17 protein-coding genes and 1 pseudogene are annotated in these 14,797 nt (G+C 61.9%); 9 read left to right on the forward strand and 9 right to left on the reverse strand.

Going from position 1 to position 14,797, the window contains the following annotated elements; genetic code table 11:
- Positions 1-159: 159 nt before the first annotated feature.
- On the forward strand, positions 160-516 hold the full coding sequence (locus tag N1937_RS12735) for a hypothetical protein (RefSeq protein WP_170280831.1): 357 nt from the start codon (positions 160-162) through the stop codon (positions 514-516).
- Between the two features lie 127 nt (positions 517-643).
- Here the strand turns inward: N1937_RS12735 and N1937_RS12740 are convergent.
- From N1937_RS12740 to N1937_RS12750, 3 genes and pseudogenes are all read right to left on the reverse strand, one after another.
- Positions 644-1,533: pseudogene (locus N1937_RS12740) on the reverse strand (DUF3313 domain-containing protein).
- Positions 1,534-1,693: 160 nt separating this feature from the next.
- Positions 1,694-3,046, reverse strand: a complete 1,353-nt coding sequence (locus tag N1937_RS12745; protein WP_260056292.1) for a sensor histidine kinase — start codon at positions 3,044-3,046, stop codon at positions 1,694-1,696.
- Positions 3,046-3,717 (reverse strand): response regulator transcription factor, encoded by a 672-nt coding sequence (locus tag N1937_RS12750; RefSeq protein ID WP_017964789.1) that lies wholly within the window; start codon positions 3,715-3,717, stop codon positions 3,046-3,048. The genes N1937_RS12745 and N1937_RS12750 overlap by 1 nt, the downstream gene beginning before the upstream one ends.
- A 139-nt stretch (positions 3,718-3,856) precedes the next feature.
- Here N1937_RS12750 and N1937_RS12755 point away from each other — a divergent pair, with 139 nt between their 5' ends.
- Complete coding sequence (locus N1937_RS12755; RefSeq protein WP_260056293.1) at positions 3,857-4,003, forward strand: hypothetical protein; 147 nt, start codon at positions 3,857-3,859, stop codon at positions 4,001-4,003.
- Positions 4,004-4,018: 15 nt separating this feature from the next.
- Here N1937_RS12755 and N1937_RS12760 read toward each other — a convergent pair whose 3' ends face one another.
- The gene (locus N1937_RS12760) at positions 4,019-4,561 is read right to left on the reverse strand and encodes an NADPH-dependent FMN reductase (protein ID WP_260056294.1); all 543 of its coding nucleotides are present in this window, start codon (positions 4,559-4,561) and stop codon (positions 4,019-4,021) included.
- Positions 4,562-4,718: 157 nt separating this feature from the next.
- Here N1937_RS12760 and N1937_RS12765 point away from each other — a divergent pair, with 157 nt between their 5' ends.
- Genes N1937_RS12765 through N1937_RS12775 form a run of 3 tightly spaced genes read left to right on the forward strand, consistent with a single transcriptional unit; the run spans position 4,719 to position 7,341 of the window.
- Complete coding sequence (locus N1937_RS12765) at positions 4,719-5,738, forward strand: ABC transporter ATP-binding protein (protein ID WP_260056295.1); 1,020 nt, start codon at positions 4,719-4,721, stop codon at positions 5,736-5,738.
- Positions 5,735-6,535, forward strand: a complete 801-nt coding sequence (locus N1937_RS12770) for an ABC transporter permease (protein WP_260056296.1) — start codon at positions 5,735-5,737, stop codon at positions 6,533-6,535. Before N1937_RS12765 ends, N1937_RS12770 begins: the two co-directional genes overlap by 4 nt.
- 2 nt (positions 6,536-6,537) lie before the next feature.
- Positions 6,538-7,341: an ABC transporter permease gene (locus N1937_RS12775; RefSeq protein ID WP_260056297.1), complete on the forward strand. Its 804-nt coding sequence runs from the start codon at positions 6,538-6,540 to the stop codon at positions 7,339-7,341.
- Positions 7,342-7,366: 25 nt separating this feature from the next.
- Here N1937_RS12775 and N1937_RS12780 read toward each other — a convergent pair whose 3' ends face one another.
- Entirely contained in the window at positions 7,367-7,888 is a 522-nt protein-coding gene (locus tag N1937_RS12780; RefSeq protein ID WP_170280825.1) for a winged helix-turn-helix transcriptional regulator, read from the reverse strand.
- A 91-nt stretch (positions 7,889-7,979) separates the two neighbouring features.
- On the opposite strand from N1937_RS12780, the gene N1937_RS12785 reads away from it, so the two are divergent.
- Positions 7,980-8,621, forward strand: coding sequence for a dihydrofolate reductase family protein (locus N1937_RS12785; RefSeq protein WP_260056298.1), 642 nt, complete (start codon positions 7,980-7,982; stop codon positions 8,619-8,621).
- Between the two features lie 136 nt (positions 8,622-8,757).
- On the opposite strand, the gene N1937_RS12790 is transcribed toward N1937_RS12785, so the two are convergent.
- Positions 8,758-9,402, reverse strand: coding sequence for a TetR family transcriptional regulator (locus N1937_RS12790; RefSeq protein ID WP_260056299.1), 645 nt, complete (start codon positions 9,400-9,402; stop codon positions 8,758-8,760).
- A gap of 88 nt (positions 9,403-9,490) precedes the next feature.
- Between N1937_RS12790 and N1937_RS12795 the strand changes: the two genes are divergently transcribed.
- On the forward strand, positions 9,491-10,144 hold the full coding sequence (locus N1937_RS12795) for an O-methyltransferase (RefSeq protein WP_170255165.1): 654 nt from the start codon (positions 9,491-9,493) through the stop codon (positions 10,142-10,144).
- 69 nt (positions 10,145-10,213) lie between these two features.
- Here the strand turns inward: N1937_RS12795 and N1937_RS12800 are convergent, their stop codons facing one another.
- Positions 10,214-10,831, reverse strand: coding sequence for a TetR/AcrR family transcriptional regulator (locus tag N1937_RS12800; RefSeq protein WP_260056300.1), 618 nt, complete (start codon positions 10,829-10,831; stop codon positions 10,214-10,216).
- 138 nt (positions 10,832-10,969) lie between these two features.
- Between N1937_RS12800 and N1937_RS12805 the strand changes: the two genes are divergently transcribed.
- A complete protein-coding gene (locus N1937_RS12805; protein ID WP_260056301.1) occupies positions 10,970-12,001 on the forward strand; it encodes an aldo/keto reductase in 1,032 nt (343 codons plus the stop codon).
- 139 nt (positions 12,002-12,140) lie between these two features.
- On the opposite strand, the gene N1937_RS12810 is transcribed toward N1937_RS12805, so the two are convergent.
- Positions 12,141-13,016, reverse strand: coding sequence for a bifunctional helix-turn-helix transcriptional regulator/GNAT family N-acetyltransferase (locus tag N1937_RS12810; protein ID WP_260056302.1), 876 nt, complete (start codon positions 13,014-13,016; stop codon positions 12,141-12,143).
- A 62-nt stretch (positions 13,017-13,078) separates the two neighbouring features.
- Here N1937_RS12810 and N1937_RS12815 point away from each other — a divergent pair, with 62 nt between their 5' ends.
- Entirely contained in the window at positions 13,079-13,972 is an 894-nt protein-coding gene (locus N1937_RS12815; RefSeq protein WP_260056303.1) for a hypothetical protein, read from the forward strand.
- A gap of 238 nt (positions 13,973-14,210) precedes the next feature.
- Here N1937_RS12815 and N1937_RS12820 read toward each other — a convergent pair whose 3' ends face one another.
- Positions 14,211-14,453, reverse strand: a complete 243-nt coding sequence (locus tag N1937_RS12820; protein WP_260056304.1) for a hypothetical protein — start codon at positions 14,451-14,453, stop codon at positions 14,211-14,213.
- Between the last annotated feature and the right edge of the window lie 344 nt (positions 14,454-14,797).

The raw sequence follows: 14,797 nt of genomic DNA on the forward strand, positions 1-14,797 counted from the left end.
GCAAGCCTCGCATGAAGATGCGGGGCTTTTTGATGCCGATGTGTCCCAAAACAACCCCGCCTGCTTTTCAACGGCCCTCAGCCGTGCTTGTCTTCCGCTCCAGCCGCGCGGGTCGAACCTGTCGAATCGCCCCGTCGCCTGACAGAGCGCGGGTGATCGATGATATCTGCAGAGACAGCAAAGCGCGGCACCCGCATCGTCCTGCTTCCCCCTGATCTGGAAAACCTGTCGGGCCTCGAAGCGGCGCTCGCCGCCGGCTGGTCTCCCGATCCGCGCCGCGCGGGCGACGAAGCCTATGTTCACGGTGAGCTTCAGCGGCTGCGCCAGGACAGATCGCGGTTTCTCGACGATTTCATTCCTGATGGCAAGTGGCGCGCCGGATCCGGATCGCCGCCTCTCTCCACCCGTCTGTTCTGGATCTGGGATGGCGAATTGTTCATGCGCGGCCCGCATCCCTCCGACAGACCTGATCAGATCAAGCTGTATTTCTGGCTGCGGCCTGGCGTCGTCGTCTGACGTGGCTGCGCGAAGGGTTGCAGACGGACGGAGCACAAGCCTTGCCCGCCTTTACTCCGTCCGTCCCGTCAGCCTGGGGCGGGCTGAATGCTGATCGCGGCGGCTTGGGCGCCGGCGCCGGATTCTCTCAATTGGTTGCCGCTGGTTTCGGCTTCTTCTCGGTCCATTGCGGCGGCGCGCCGTATTTGGCGGCCACAGCGCCCATCAGTCCGGGCGGGCGGCCGAAAGCGTCGCAGGCGGCGTATTTCGGTTTGCCGCCGAGCCAGGATTTCATCCGCTGCCCGGAGGGCAGCGGGATATCCAATCCCTTCGGCTCCTTGCCTTTGATCAGCATGCGCGAAAACTCGCTGCTGAATTTCGAAGCCTATAGGCGTCGCCGACTTCGGACACGCGGGGGTTATTCTGCAGCGAGTTCGCCCCGCGCGACCAGACGATCGCCGCCCGCTGCACGCCACCGCTATCGACGGCTTCCGCCTCGACTGCCAGCCCGCCAAGGCCGGCCGGCAGCCGCGGCACGCCGACCGGCAGTACGAAACCGGTGCCGACGGTCACGACGGTCGAAACACCCGCCATCGCCTTGTTGGTCGGCACGATGACGACGGAGCGAATTGTCAGATCCGCCGGTTGGCCGGCAGAGACCAGCTGATATTTGTCGCTGAGCGAAATGCAGAGCGCCCGGTCCAGAGCGTTCGCCACCATCACCCGGTCCGCGTCCGATTTGACGCGGGTCGCAGCGTTGAAAGCGAAGGTCGTCGGCACGATGCTCACCGTCTTTGCCGGGCTAAGGCGCGCCCCATCGACATAGACACGCGATTTTGACAGCTTGCCCTTCGGCGCGCCGAGATTGCTGTAGGAAGAAAGCGTGCCGGCCTCCTTCAGCGGCACCGAACTGCACCCGGCCGCGGCCATAGCGAGCGCCACCGGCAGAGCGAGCGACAAACCTCTCGACGCCCGTGGGAAGGAAAATAGGAATGGATTGCTGCGCACGCTGTCTGGCCTCCGTCGCCGATAGCGCATAACCCGGAAAATCGAAATCGAATTTCGGAAGGGATTATGCGCAGGTTTAAAGAACTGGAGCGTCCTTGGCGCCCTAGCATCGGGCGAAAGTGGCGGTGGAGAATTGCCGCAACATTACAGTTCGTTGCCGACCGGCGAATGCGACCCAAGTCGGCCGGGCCTATACGAGTTCGATCGTTACCCTTGTTCCGGCTGCACTGCTTTCGATGCTGACCTCGCCGCCATGATTTGCGGCGACCTGCTTGACCAGGCTGAGGCCGAGACCGGCGCCCTTGCTCTTCGGGGTGACGCGATAAAACGGCTCGAACACCAGCTCTCGATGCTCGGCCGGAATGCCCGGCCCTTCGTCGGCGACGCTGATCCGGCCGCCGCCGGAAGTCGAGCGCGATACCGAGACCGTGATCATGCCCCTATTGCCGCCGTGATCGATGGCGTTGCGCACCAAATTGCTGACCGCCCGCGGCAGGGCGGAAGGGCTGCCGCGGCGTTCAATGCTCTCCGTCTCGCTTTGAAAACATATCTGGTAGCCGCCGACAATGGCCAGCGGCGCAAGATCGGCGACCACCGTCCGACCGATCTCGACGAGATCGACCGTTTCGTCGAGATCGGCCGCCTGGTGGTTCCGCTCGAAATCGAGCAATTGTTCGGCTGCCTCGGCCAGCCGCGCCACGTCGTCAAGCAGCCGCTGCCGCTCGCGCCCATCGGGCATGCCGTCGATGCGCGTCTGCATGATAGCGATCGGCGTCCGCAGCTCATGCGCCGCATCGATCAGGAAGCGCTGGCGTTTCTTAAACTCGTTCTCAAGCCGCTCAAGCGTTCCGTTAAAGGCAATCACCAATGGTGCGATTTCCGTGGGGATACCATCCACCGGCAATCGGGCTCCTTGCCGGCGGGGTTCGATTTCCGATGCCTTGCTCGCTATATCCTTCACGCCGGCCAAAGCGCGCGCTACGACACGGGGGATCGTTAGAAAAACCCCGGGCAAAGCGATGGCCAAAAGTGGTGTGTAAATGAGGTAGGTTTTGCCGAGTATTGCCAGAAATGCGGAGCTTCTGCTGGCGTTTCCGCCGTACATCACTCTGTACTCGCCTTGTGCCGTGTCGACACGGTCGATGGAGGCAACCTCGGTCGTACCAGACGCCCCTCGTATGTCGGCGTCCTTGATGAGGTAGACGTACCGGGCTAGGTCCGCATAGGGCGCCGGTATTGCGCCGTAAGAGGCCGTTTGTCCACCGGGTGTTGCGACGAAAAACCAGAGCCTGTTGTTCTCAGCCTTCAAAGACCTGAGGCGCGGGCTATCCGCGATGGCGATCCTGCCCTGCGAGTCACGCGTAAGAGCTTCTTCGAGGGCTGCAGTCAGCTGAACCTGCATTCCTTCATTGGGCGAGAGGATGCTGGTGGCGTAAATGCAAAGCCCGATGATCACAGTCGCAACAACAGCCACGAAAACGATACTGAGCTGCCAGCTGAGCGTCCACCAGAGTGAGAGGTTCGCCTTGGTCGCCTGGCGCATCATTCTTCCTTCATGAGATAGCCGACGCCGCGGATATTATGGATCGCGACGCCGGCGCCGGCATCGATCAGCCGCTTGCGCAGCCGCGAAATATGCGCGTCGAGCGCATTCGACTGGATTTCCTCTTCGTAGTTATAAACCGCCGCCTCCAGTGTCGAGCGCAGCACGGTCTTGTCTTTGCGCCTTGCGAGTGCCGCCAGCACCAGAAGTTCGCGCCGGGGGAGATCGAGCGGCACGGCATCGACGGTGACGCTGAGATGCAGCGGGTCGATCACCATCCGCCCGGCGGTGATCTTGAGTTCGGCCAATTCAGGCGATCGCCGCAGCACGGCCCTGAGCCGCGCCATCAGTTCCTCGACCAGGAACGGCTTTCCGAGATAGTCGTCGGCCCCGAGGTCGAGGCCCTCGATCCGCTCCTTCGGTTCGTTCAGCGCCGTCAGCACGATGATCGGCGTATCCTTCCCCGTCCGCCTGAGCTCGGGAATGAAGCTCAGCCCCTCCCCATCGGGCAGGCGCCGGTCGAGCAGGATCGCATCGTAGAGGTTCTGCCGCGTCAGCTCGACGGCGTCGGCAAGATGCACCGTGTGGTCGGTGACGATCCCATGTTTGCCGAGTGCGGACGACAGCGCCTCGGCCAACTCCCTCTCATCCTCTATCAACAGTATCCGCATCGCCTGTCCATTGTCTCGTTCTCCCCTCTGTCCGCCACAAGGGTTGCGGCAGCATTGCGGAGCTCGCAAGGCAGCCGGTCATGCTGCCGCAATCGTCGAGGTCCAGCACAAGGAATATTCTCGGTAGCTGGAGATCAAGATGATCCGACCTATCCTCCGTTTCCTGACGAGACACGTCCTCTCCGCTTTTATCCTCGCCGTACTGCTCGCAGCCCCGCTCGTCATTCTGCATACGCTTCACGAAAAGACGACGTTCGAGAACGGCCTCCTGATGGAGGTTCGATGATGCTGCGAGCGGACCTCAGGCGATCTTGCTGCCTGCCAGGCAATAGGCCGAGAATGCCTGAAGATAGGCCTGCACTCTGGAACGGTTCTCCGCTGCTCCGACGACCTTGAACACCTCGGCCGGCTCCAGTTTCATGAGAGGAAGCCTGAGGAAAATATTGCACGCAAACCGGTCGGTGACTGTCGCAAGGATAGTGCGAAGGCCTGCCAGCATGTCATCACCGCGATGCGATGCGTGCAGCAGGGCGATCGGTTTATGGACGATCTCATCTCCGGATACGAGCCAGTCGATCGCATTCTTGAGGCCGCCGGGGATGGATCGGACATATTCCGGGCTGGCAATGATCACCCCGTCGCTCTGAGCGATCACATCGATGAAATCCCGCACCGCCTCCGGTAGCCATTCTCCCTCGAGATCCGGCGAGAATACCGGCAACCGCCCGACGCCGTCGAAGATCGAAACTTCGATATCGCTGGGTGCTATGGCACGGATCGCCTGCAGCATAGCCGTGTTGGTGGAATTGCGCCGGGCGCTGCCGGATATTGCGAGAATCTTCATGATCCTAACAGGAATCGATTGATCATGGCTGTCAACGCAAAAGGCTAGGTTCGATTGAGTAACGCCAAAAAAGCGACTTTTGCTTGAACTGGCCGAACCCCGCGTTAGCCTGGTTGCTGCTGCCGAATCGGCTGGAATCACCCTCGAGGAAATACATATGACGGCTTTGATCGAGGCGCGGGGCGTCAGCAAACGCTTCCGGCAGCACAAGAGATTTCCGGGCCTGCTGGGCGCGCTGAAGACACTGGTGACCAACGAATATACGGAAGTTCTGGCCGTTTCCGACATTGGTTTCGACATCGCGGCGGGCGAAGCCGTGGGCTATCTCGGCCCCAATGGCGCCGGCAAATCGACGATGATCAAGATGATGACCGGCATCCTGGTGCCGAGCGCCGGCATGCTCTCGGTGCTCGGCCGAACGCCGCATCTGAAGCGGATGGACAATGCCCGCGAGATCGGTGTCGTTTTCGGCCAGCGCAGCCAGCTATGGTGGGACCTGCCGCTGATCGACAGTTTTACCCTGCACCAGCGCATCTATGATATCCCCGTCGCGCGTTATACGGATAATCTCCGGCGCTTCAGCGAGTTGCTTGATTTGACGCCCTTTCTCGACCGCGCGGTGCGCCAGCTCAGCCTCGGCCAGCGCATGCGCGCCGAGATCGTGATGTCACTGCTGCACGATCCCAAGATCCTCTTTCTCGACGAGCCGACCATCGGACTTGATGTGGTCGCCAAGGATGCGGTGCGGCGTTTTCTCGCCGAGATCAACCGCGAGCGCGGCGTCACCATCATTCTCACCACCCACGACCTGCAGGACATCGAGACCATCTGCCCGCGGCTGATCATGGTCGACCATAGCAGGCTGATCTTCGACGGCGAATTGAAGAGCCTGCGCGCGGCATTGGGCTCGGCCCGGCGGCTGACACTCGAATTTGCCACTGACCCTGGACCGCTGCCATTGCGCACCGCGGCTCTCGTCAGCGACGAGGGCTTGCGCAAGAACTATCTCATCGAGCGTGAAGACATCTCGCTGGTAGCAATCCTGTCGGAGGTCGGCAGCGGGCGCGACCTTAAGGACGTGGCGCTGCACGAGCCCGACATCGAAGAGGTCATCCGCACCTTCTACCAGCGCCGCAACGCCGACCAGCATAGCAATGCCAAGGCCCGGGCATCATGAGCGCCTATTTCGCCTTCGCGCGCAGTTCCTTCCATTCGCAGCTCGCCTACCGCAACGAAGTATGGGCCAATATCTTCGGCAAACTCGTACAGGTCTTCGCGCGTGTCGCCATCTGGCAGGCAGCCTATGCCGGCATCGGCGGCATCGTGGTCGAAGGCGTTTCCCTGCAGCAGATGGTCACCTATGCCCTGCTCGGCGGCGCCGTGATGGGCGCGACCCGCCCCGAAAGGATCATCGGCGAGATCGGCCGGTCACTCAAGACAGGCGATATCGCGGTCTGGCTGCTCAAGCCCTTGTCCTATCCGCTCTATCTCTTCGCCAACGAATGCGGCAGCTTCGGTTATCGCCTGATGACCCAGGTCATTCCGACCGTCGCCTTCACCGCGTTGTTTTACGGCATGCTGCCGCCGGCGAGCCTGTTCGATGGCCTGATGTTCGTCGCCTTCTGGGCGCTGTCCTTTACGCTGCTGTTCCTGATGTCGGCGCTCTTCGGCCTCGTCGCCTTCTGGCTGATGACGAGCTTCTCGCTGGACTGGATCCTGGGCGCCCTGCTGCAATTGTTCTCGGGCCTGCTGGTGCCCTTCTGGTTCTTTCCCGAACCTCTGGCCATGATTGCCCGCCACCTGCCCTTCGCCTGGGTGGTTTATTACCCCAATGCCGTCTATCTCGGCAGGCTTTCCACGGCCGAAGTCTGGCTCCATCTCGGCCTGGGCCTTGCCTGGGCCGCGTTGTTCCTGGCCGGAGTCCTCTGGCTGTGGCGCCGCGCCTCCACCCGCATCACCGTGCAGGGAGGTTGATCATGCTCATGCACCACCTGCGCGTCCTTCCACTGCTGGTCCGGATGCATGTCCGCTCCAAAATGGAATATCGCGGCGCTTTCTGGCTCGACCGTCTTGCGCAGATCCTTTCCTATGGCAGCGTCTTCGCCACCATCGGAATCCTGCTTGCCCGCTTCGACACCCTCGGCGGCTGGACCTGGCCGGAGCTTGCGCTGCTGTTCAGCTTTCAGCTGCTCGCTTATTCGCTGGGTGCCGCGATGAGCTTCGTGCAATTGCGCGAGCTCGAAGAACTGGTGCGGCTCGGCACTTACGACACGCTGTTGGTCAAGCCTTTCAGCCCTTGGGCCTATCTGGTCTTTTCCGGCCTTAATATCGGCTATGCCGGCCACGTCATCCTCGCAGTGGCGCTCATGGCTTGGGCCGTTCTGTCCGTCGACTTCGCCTGGTCGGTCTGGTCCGCATCATTCTTCATTGCTGCGCTTATCAGCGCGACGCTGCTGACGGGTGCACTCATCACCATGATCGGCGCCACGGCATTGATCTGGGTGCGGTCCAACCATCTGTTCTCGATCTTCTTCGGCTTCTGGGAATTGACGCGCTACCCGCTCAATATTTTTCCCGGCGGCATCCAGACCATCCTGGTCACCGCGGTCCCGTTGGCCCTGACCAGTTCGGTCCCCGTCGGCGCCCTGCTCGGCAAGCCCATCCCGATCCTCGGGGACTGGGCCGGGCCCGTGGCTCTGGTGGCCGGCCCGATCTGGGTGTTGATCGCAATCGCCCACTGGCTGTATGCCACCGGCAAATACCAGGGCGCCGGCGGCTGATCGGGCGGGCCGACCTCCCTCGTTATCAGGATGCCTGCGACAACGATCTCCCGCGGACCTCGAGGAACGCCGCCGTCAGCTTCGCGAGCACCGGCGAAGTGCATGTACCGTTGGCGCCGCCGATCGGATCGACGATGTGGATCTGCCGGAGATCCTCCATGAACTCCTCCCACAGCGGCGGCCCGCCTTCTTCGAGAAGCTGCGCGCGAATGCTCAGCTCCTCGCTCACAGGCATATGTCGCCGCCCCCACGCACCGATCATGGCGAAGACGGGCACCAGCTGGATCGCCGGCTCCGCCAGGCTGTAGATCGCTTTCTGACTGTGGCTCGGATCGTCCCGCTTGCTGATGAACCCGAGCGAGAGCAGGCGCTTCAGCCTGGCGGCCAGAATGTTGGAGGCGATCCCCTCCTCCGAATGGGTCAGAAGATCGCGGAAATGGCGGCGGTTGCCAAACATGATGTCCCGGATGATGATGAGGCTCCACCGGTCGCCCAACACTTCCATCGTCAGGTTGATCGGGCAACCCGACCGCAGTTCGATATCCACGATATTCTCCTTCGAAAACTGGTTGCAATATAGGATCACTTATGCAACAAGGCAACTAGTTTCAATTTGCAATCAGATGGAGGAGAGCAGCATGTCTAAGGTGCGTGTCGCAGCATTTTCCCTTTCCGTGGATGGTTTCGGCGCCGGGCTGGAGCAAAGCATGAACGATCCGCTGGGCAAGCGGGGAACGGAGATGTTCGAATGGTTTTTCCGTACCCGCACCTTCCGCGCGATGACCGGAAAGGACGGCGGTTCTGAGGGCGTTGACGAGGATTATGCGGCCCGCGGCATGGCCAATTTCGGCGCCTTCATTCTCGGGCGCAACATGTTCGGCCCCGTCCGTGGCGATTGGCCGGATGACGCCTGGAAAGGCTGGTGGGGACCGAACCCGCCCTATCACGCGCCGACCTATATCCTGACGCATTATCCCCGCGAACCGATCGCCATGGAGGGCGGCACGACGTTTCACTTCATCACCGGCGGCATCGAGGAAGCGCTTGACGAGGCGAAGGCCGCGGCCGGCGACAAGGATGTGAAAATCGGCGGCGGCGTCAGCACCGTCCGCCAATACCTACAGGCAGGCCTGATCGACGAACTGCATTTCGCCATCTCACCGGTCGTGCTCGGCAAGGGCGAGGCGATGTTTGCAGGTATCGATCTGCCGGCCCTCGGCTTCCGCGTCGCCGAGCATGTCGCAACCGAACACGCCACGCATATCGTGCTGGCGAAATAAACGAGCCCTTCGGGATCCTTCACGCTAAGTGATGCCGCAGGGTGCCTGCGGCAACCATAGGCATACGAGATCGCCATTGTGGAACCAGACGGGCAGTTCCAAAATGTCGGACGAGGCGGGTATGCCGCCGGGAACGTTATGCCCGGTCCTGGCCGAACCCAAGCCGTTCGAGGTAGGCGCAAAACATGTCGGCCATGGCGTTGGCATAGGCGTCGATCTCGGCAAGGCTCCGCGGAGCCTCCGAGAACTGCTTGCCCACCGTGCCGAGCGTCGTGCTGATCAGCTCGCCGGCAAGCGCCCGGGTCGCCTCCGGCGCAGAAGGCAGCACTTCCTGCATGAACAGTTCGACGATGCGGTCTCCCGATGCCCTCGCCGCCTGCGCCTCCGGTGCATCGCGATAAAGGGGTGCTGCGTCATGGAGCGCCACACGCATCGCCGCCTCCTCACACTCCGAGCGGAGGAAGGTATGGACGAGGCGGCGCAGCCGTTCGAGCGGTGGCCTCTGCGCATCGGCGAGAATGCCGCCGAGCATGTCCGTCGTCTGCCGCCATTCGTCGCTCTGCAGCCGGAAGAGGATCGCCGCCTTGTTGGGGAAATATTGGTAGAGCGATCCGATGCTGACGCCGGCCCTTTCGGCCACCCGCGCCGTGGTGAAGCGCTGGGCGCCTTCCCGCGCCAAAACCTGAGCAGCGGCATCCAGGATCGCCGCCACGAGCTCGCTCGATCGGGCCTGCCTGGGCTGTTTTCGTGAGGAAATCCGGGCTCTTGGACGATCGGTCATGGCAGCGCTCCGCAATGCGAATAGCAGATGCGACGAATTACTCGTATTTTTCGTCCTACACAAGAACCTGTCATCAAGGAGATTTTACATGACGACACTGACCACCGCCCCGCTGGCACCCCTGCTCGATGGCCTATTCGAGGAGGCGGCCGCGGCAACGAGCCCGGCAATGTCGGGCCTATCAGGCGATGAGCGAATGCGCCTGATCGGCAGCAAGACCGAATATCTCGAGCTTTACGGGCGCCTTAGAGATCTTTGGCTTCCCGTCTCCAGGGAGGCCGGCGTGCTGCTCTACATGCTGGCGCGAAGCAGCCGCGCACGAACGATCGTCGAATTCGGCACATCCTTCGGCATATCGACCCTCCATCTCGCCGCCGCGCTGCGCGACAATGGCGGCGGCCGGCTGATCACCAGCGAGTTCGAGCCGTCGAAGCTGGCCCGCGCCCGCGCCAACCTGGCGGCCGGCGGCCTCATCGATCTCGTCGAGATCCGCGAAGGCGATGCCCTTGAGACCCTGAGCACGGATCTCCCGGAAACGATCGACCTGCTGTTCCTCGATGGCGCCAAGGCGCTCTATCGCGATATCCTGGAACTGGTGGAAGACCGCCTAAGGCCTGGCGCTCTCATCGTCGCCGACAATGCCGACCTCTGCCCGGACTATCTCGCCCGCGTACGCTCGCCCGCGGCCGGCTACCTCTCGACACCATTCGAAGAGGATATCGAACTGTCGATGCGGACCTGATGACGCAAGGCCGTTGCCCGGCCGAGCGCGCGTGCCGGCCGGGCAACGGCCTGTTTCATCGGCACACCTTCATCGCTGTACAGCGCCGTAGCGCAGCCCGTCGACCAGCAGGGAAACCATACGCCGAGCATGTTCGGACCCTTGGGCGTAGGCGTGCATGCTGAGGCTTGCGGCCGCATTCAAAAGATCCTCGGCGGCGATATCGGTGCGGACCTCACCGGCGGCAGCGGCGGCGTCGAGAAGCGAGCGAAGGGCGGGCTGCAGCCGCTGCTGGAAGTAGGCGGGCAACGCATCGAAGGCTGGGTTGCCGGAATGCAGGGCCGCCGCAAGCCCGCGCTTGGCCGCGATGAAATCCACGAAACGCTGCATCCATCTGGCCAGCGCCTCGCCCGGCGCATGTTCGGCGGCAAGGATGGGCGCAGCGTCAGCGCAGGCATCGATTTCGCGGCGGAAGGCGGCGACGACGAGGTCGGAACGCTCGGGAAAATGCCGGTAAACGGTGCCGATTCCGACACCGGCCTTCTCCGCGATCTCACGCACCGGGGCATCGACGCCGGAGGTCGCAAACACGGTCAATGCCGCCTGAAGCAGCCCGTCGAGATTGCGCTTGGCGTCGGCGCGCACGCGCCTGTCCGCCCTTTCCCCGGGCTTCACGCCGTCCTCCTGCTCCTTTCTCTCGTCGCTCATTATTCACTCGCTTGCAAAACGGAACATTGTTCCGTATAAAAACGGAATACGGTTCCGTTTATGCAAATTAACACAGCGCGACGGTGTTGGCCACATCGTTGCGCACGAAGTCCGCCTCCACAATAAAAGGAACAGACCATGCAATACCGCACGCTTGGAAGAACCGGCATCAAGGTCAGCCCCTATTGCCTCGGCGCCATGATGTTTGGCGCTGCCGGCAATCCCGACCACGAGGATTCGATCCGGATCATCCACAAGGCTCTCGATGCCGGCATCAACTTCATCGACACCGCCGATATCTACAGCCGCGGCGAATCCGAGGAGATCGTCGGCAAGGCACTCAAGGGCCGGCGCGACGACGTCGTGCTTGCCACCAAGGCGCATCTGCCGATGGGCGACGACCCAAACCGGCAGGGCAATTCGCGCCGCTGGTTGACGCGGGCGGTCGAGGATTCGCTCCGCCGCCTGCAGACCGACCATATCGATCTCTACCTGATCCACCGGCCGGCACCCGATACCGACATCGAGGAAACACTATCGGCCCTCACCGACCTGATACGGGCGGGCAAGGTGCGTGCCGTGGGATCGTCGACCTTCCCCGTCTCGGAAATTATCGAGGCGCAATGGGTTTCCGAGCGCCGCGGGCTGGCACGTTTCCGCGCCGAGCAGCCGCCCTATTCGATCCTCAACCGCAGTATCGAACGCGAGGTTCTGCCCGCCTGCGAGCGTTACGGAATGGGCGCGATGGTGTGGAGCCCGCTGGCGATGGGCATGCTCACCGGCAAATACCGCAAGGGCGCGCCGCAGCCCGACAGCGCCCGCGCCAAACGCTTCCCCAGGCAGATGAACGACGAGCGCCGGCTGGACGCGGTCGAACGGCTCATCCCGCTCGCCCAACAGGCAGGGCTTTCGCTGGCGCACATGGCGATGGCCTTCACCATCGCCCATCCCGCCGTCACCTCGGCGATCATCGGCCCGCGCACGATGGAGCACTTCGACGATCTGCTTGCCGGCGCCGGGGTGAGCCTGACGAACGAAATCCTCGACCGGATCGACGCGATCGTTCCGCCCGGCACCGACACCGGCCCGTTGGAGGCGGCCTATAATCCGCCTGCGGTAACGCAGCCGAACCTGCGCCGCCGCCCGATAACGGAGCGCTTCGCCGCCTGACCGGCAGGGAGTGAGGCCCGGTCCTGCAAAGCAGGAGCGATCGATCCAGTGAATCGATCGCAGGGCCGAACGCCCTGAGCCATGCAAAGGACCAGCAGCGGCGCCTTCCCTACTTCGGGCAGCAAAAAGCGACCTTCACTTAAAGGCGCTTTTCAAAGAACGTGTCCGGGTATGGGTCGTCGTTGAAACGGTCGATCTCACTCCAACCCGTTCCGCGATAAAGCTGTGTTGCCTCGGGCAGCGCGCTATTCGTATCCAGGCGCAGGAGCTTGATGGATAGCTCGCGGGCGATGTTCTCGGCGGCCGTCATAAGGCGCGTTGCGAGCCCAAGGCCACGCGCAGACGGGGCGACCCAGAGCCTTTTGATCTCCGCAACCTCGCCGCCATTGCCCTTCAGACCGACACAGCCGATCGGCAGGCCATCTGACATGGCCACCAGGAACGCACCGCGCGGGCGGACCATATCTTTGGCGTCGGGATCGCGAGAAAGCGATACATCGAAACCCTTCTCGAAGCGGCGTGCGAGTTCGCCGTAGTATTCGCGCAGACAATAGCTGGCGTCTTCGTGCCGCGGGTCTTTCTCCTCGAGCACGATCTGCTCACGCCTCAGCGAAGAAGCGACGATATCCATGGCGCGCAGCAGTTCGTCCGGGCGGCGATGGCGCGCCAGAAACGATTTCGCCTGCGCATCGGAAAGCTCTTCATAGGCCTGAAACTCGCAATGGCCGGTTTCGGTCAATCGGGCAACGCGGCGGCGCGCGTCCTGAGGGTTCGGTAGCGTCTCGATGAGACCTTCCTCTTCCAGACTGCGCAGCAGACGGCTCATCAAGCCGGAGTCGAGACCGAGATAATCGCGGATCACCGCAACATCCGTTTGTCCTCGGCCGATCGAATTGAGGACACGGGCAGCGCCCAGCGGACGGCCGCGTCCGAGGAAAGACGTATCGAGAGCGCCGACTTCGGAGGTGACGGCACGGTTGAAGCGTCGGACACGAGAGACAGGATCGTAGGTCATATTGTCTGACTTTAGTCAGATAATTGATCCTGTCAATTCAAAGCACTCCAGAGGACGCGCAAATGAGCCGCGCACCCCGCCATCCTCCTTGCGCGCCACCATCGCCTCGCCTATGGGAACGACAACGTCCGCAAGGCCTTCCCGTGTTCCGTTTTACCCTTCACCTCCTGATCGCCCTCATCCTGACGCTGCTGACGCAGATCGGCGGCATCGCCTATTTCGTGGCGCTGGCCGCCTCCCACGCCTGGGGCTTGCGGCGGTTTCTGGCAAAGCTTGCGATCTTCCTGCTTTGTTATGCCAGCGCCACTATTGCGGCGAGCTTCGCCGCGCCGATCTTCGGGCGAGTTCCCCTTTCCTGCATCGCCGGCGCGACGGACCGTCTCGTGGTCCGCTCCCCGATCTATTGCCTGCTGAACCGCAACTACGTCACCCCAGAAGTGCACGATCTGGCAAAGGCGCTTGCCGCCCACATGGACAGGGAATTCCCCGGAACCGTCACCGTCGCGCTGGATGCGAATTTCCCCTTCGTGAACGGCTTTCCGCTGCTGCCTCATCTGTCGCATGCGGATGGGAAGAAGCTCGACTTCGCCTACTATTACAAGGATGTGGACGGTGCCTTCCTGAATGGCGCCACCCGCTCCCCCATCGGCTATTTCGCCTTTGAGCAACCCGCCCTCGGCGACGAACTGCCATGCGAAGGGCGCAACGACTGGCTCACCACCCGCTGGAACTTCGATGCGCTGCAGCCTCTGTTTCCGGCCTATCGGATCGAGGAGCAGCGCACATCGGCGGCGATCGGCTGGTTGGCAAACGAAGGTGTGACGCGCTTCGGCCTGCAGAAAATCTTCATCGAGCCGCATCTGAAGAACGCGCTCGGCATCACCGACAGCCATATCCGCTTTCAAGGCTGCCGCGCCGCCCGCCACGACGACCATATTCATATCCAGGTCGAGTAATCCTCTCGACCACCCCCTTGCCGGTGTTGTCGAGACGCTGACGGTCAAGGCGCCGTGTTCGCTGAAAGACTCACCCGGCCGATTATGCCGCAGCGCTGAAGGTATAACCGCAGGTGAGATGCAGGCGGCGGATTTCCGCCGTCTGTACCGCAGCAAAACATCCTGCGGCAATGGGGATAAACCGAATCCGGATTACAGCAAGTGGCAAAGACGAAAACGCCGCGGCGGCGGCCATTTGTTACATCTCATTCGCGACAAAATGCACATCTTTCTTCTGCGTCGTTGATGCCGGACACAAGACCAATGGGCCTATTTTTCTGATTTCTTCGACAGCCTCTCGGAATTTGATGCCGTTTGCAGTGGCCCATTGCTCAGGAGTCACCTCGGGCTCTCTGGCAACGCTTTCGATGATCGCGACAGTGCTATCGTGCTTGAGCAAGTACGTTGTAACCAGATTGCCTGAGCCGTTCGCGGAGGACATGGAGAGGCGATCCGGTCCGATAGCCGTTATTGTAACCTTCTCTAAAAGTGTCTTGTATTCAGTTCCGTCAAAGAGAATGTAGTTTCCGTCACGGAAGCAAAATAAGGGCCCTCACAGAAATATCCCAAGAAATGAAGCTCGCTGGCCTCAAACTTGTCTGCGATCGTGCTTTCATCTGCATTTGAACAGGCAGCCAGACCCGCCATGGACATGATCAGCGCAAGAAAATGCCCCGAGCACTTTCGCAGCGGCCTCGCTGGCAGCGGTCTCTGGGCAGTCTCGCTCATTGGGTACTCTCACGGAAACACAACTTCATCCTGAATAATGGCCAGCGGACTACAACC

Origin of the sequence: Rhizobium sp. WSM4643, from assembly GCF_025152745.1 — a bacterium.
Lineage (GTDB): Bacteria > Pseudomonadota > Alphaproteobacteria > Rhizobiales > Rhizobiaceae > Rhizobium > Rhizobium leguminosarum_I.

Coding starts and splice junctions, on each gene's coding strand:
- N1937_RS12735 (WP_170280831.1), top strand. CDS start 160: ATGATATCTGCAGAGACAGCAAAGCGCGGCACCCGCATCGTCCTGCTT.
- N1937_RS12745 (WP_260056292.1), bottom strand. CDS start 3,046: ATGCGCCAGGCGACCAAGGCGAACCTCTCACTCTGGTGGACGCTCAGC.
- N1937_RS12750 (WP_017964789.1), bottom strand. CDS start 3,717: ATGCGGATACTGTTGATAGAGGATGAGAGGGAGTTGGCCGAGGCGCTG.
- N1937_RS12755 (WP_260056293.1), top strand. CDS start 3,857: ATGATCCGACCTATCCTCCGTTTCCTGACGAGACACGTCCTCTCCGCT.
- N1937_RS12760 (WP_260056294.1), bottom strand. CDS start 4,561: ATGAAGATTCTCGCAATATCCGGCAGCGCCCGGCGCAATTCCACCAAC.
- N1937_RS12765 (WP_260056295.1), top strand. CDS start 4,719: ATGACGGCTTTGATCGAGGCGCGGGGCGTCAGCAAACGCTTCCGGCAG.
- N1937_RS12770 (WP_260056296.1), top strand. CDS start 5,735: ATGAGCGCCTATTTCGCCTTCGCGCGCAGTTCCTTCCATTCGCAGCTC.
- N1937_RS12775 (WP_260056297.1), top strand. CDS start 6,538: ATGCTCATGCACCACCTGCGCGTCCTTCCACTGCTGGTCCGGATGCAT.
- N1937_RS12785 (WP_260056298.1), top strand. CDS start 7,980: ATGTCTAAGGTGCGTGTCGCAGCATTTTCCCTTTCCGTGGATGGTTTC.
- N1937_RS12790 (WP_260056299.1), bottom strand. CDS start 9,402: ATGACCGATCGTCCAAGAGCCCGGATTTCCTCACGAAAACAGCCCAGG.
- N1937_RS12795 (WP_170255165.1), top strand. CDS start 9,491: ATGACGACACTGACCACCGCCCCGCTGGCACCCCTGCTCGATGGCCTA.
- N1937_RS12800 (WP_260056300.1), bottom strand. CDS start 10,831: ATGAGCGACGAGAGAAAGGAGCAGGAGGACGGCGTGAAGCCCGGGGAA.
- N1937_RS12805 (WP_260056301.1), top strand. CDS start 10,970: ATGCAATACCGCACGCTTGGAAGAACCGGCATCAAGGTCAGCCCCTAT.
- N1937_RS12810 (WP_260056302.1), bottom strand. CDS start 13,016: ATGACCTACGATCCTGTCTCTCGTGTCCGACGCTTCAACCGTGCCGTC.
- N1937_RS12815 (WP_260056303.1), top strand. CDS start 13,079: ATGAGCCGCGCACCCCGCCATCCTCCTTGCGCGCCACCATCGCCTCGC.
- N1937_RS12820 (WP_260056304.1), bottom strand. CDS start 14,453: ATGTCCTCCGCGAACGGCTCAGGCAATCTGGTTACAACGTACTTGCTC.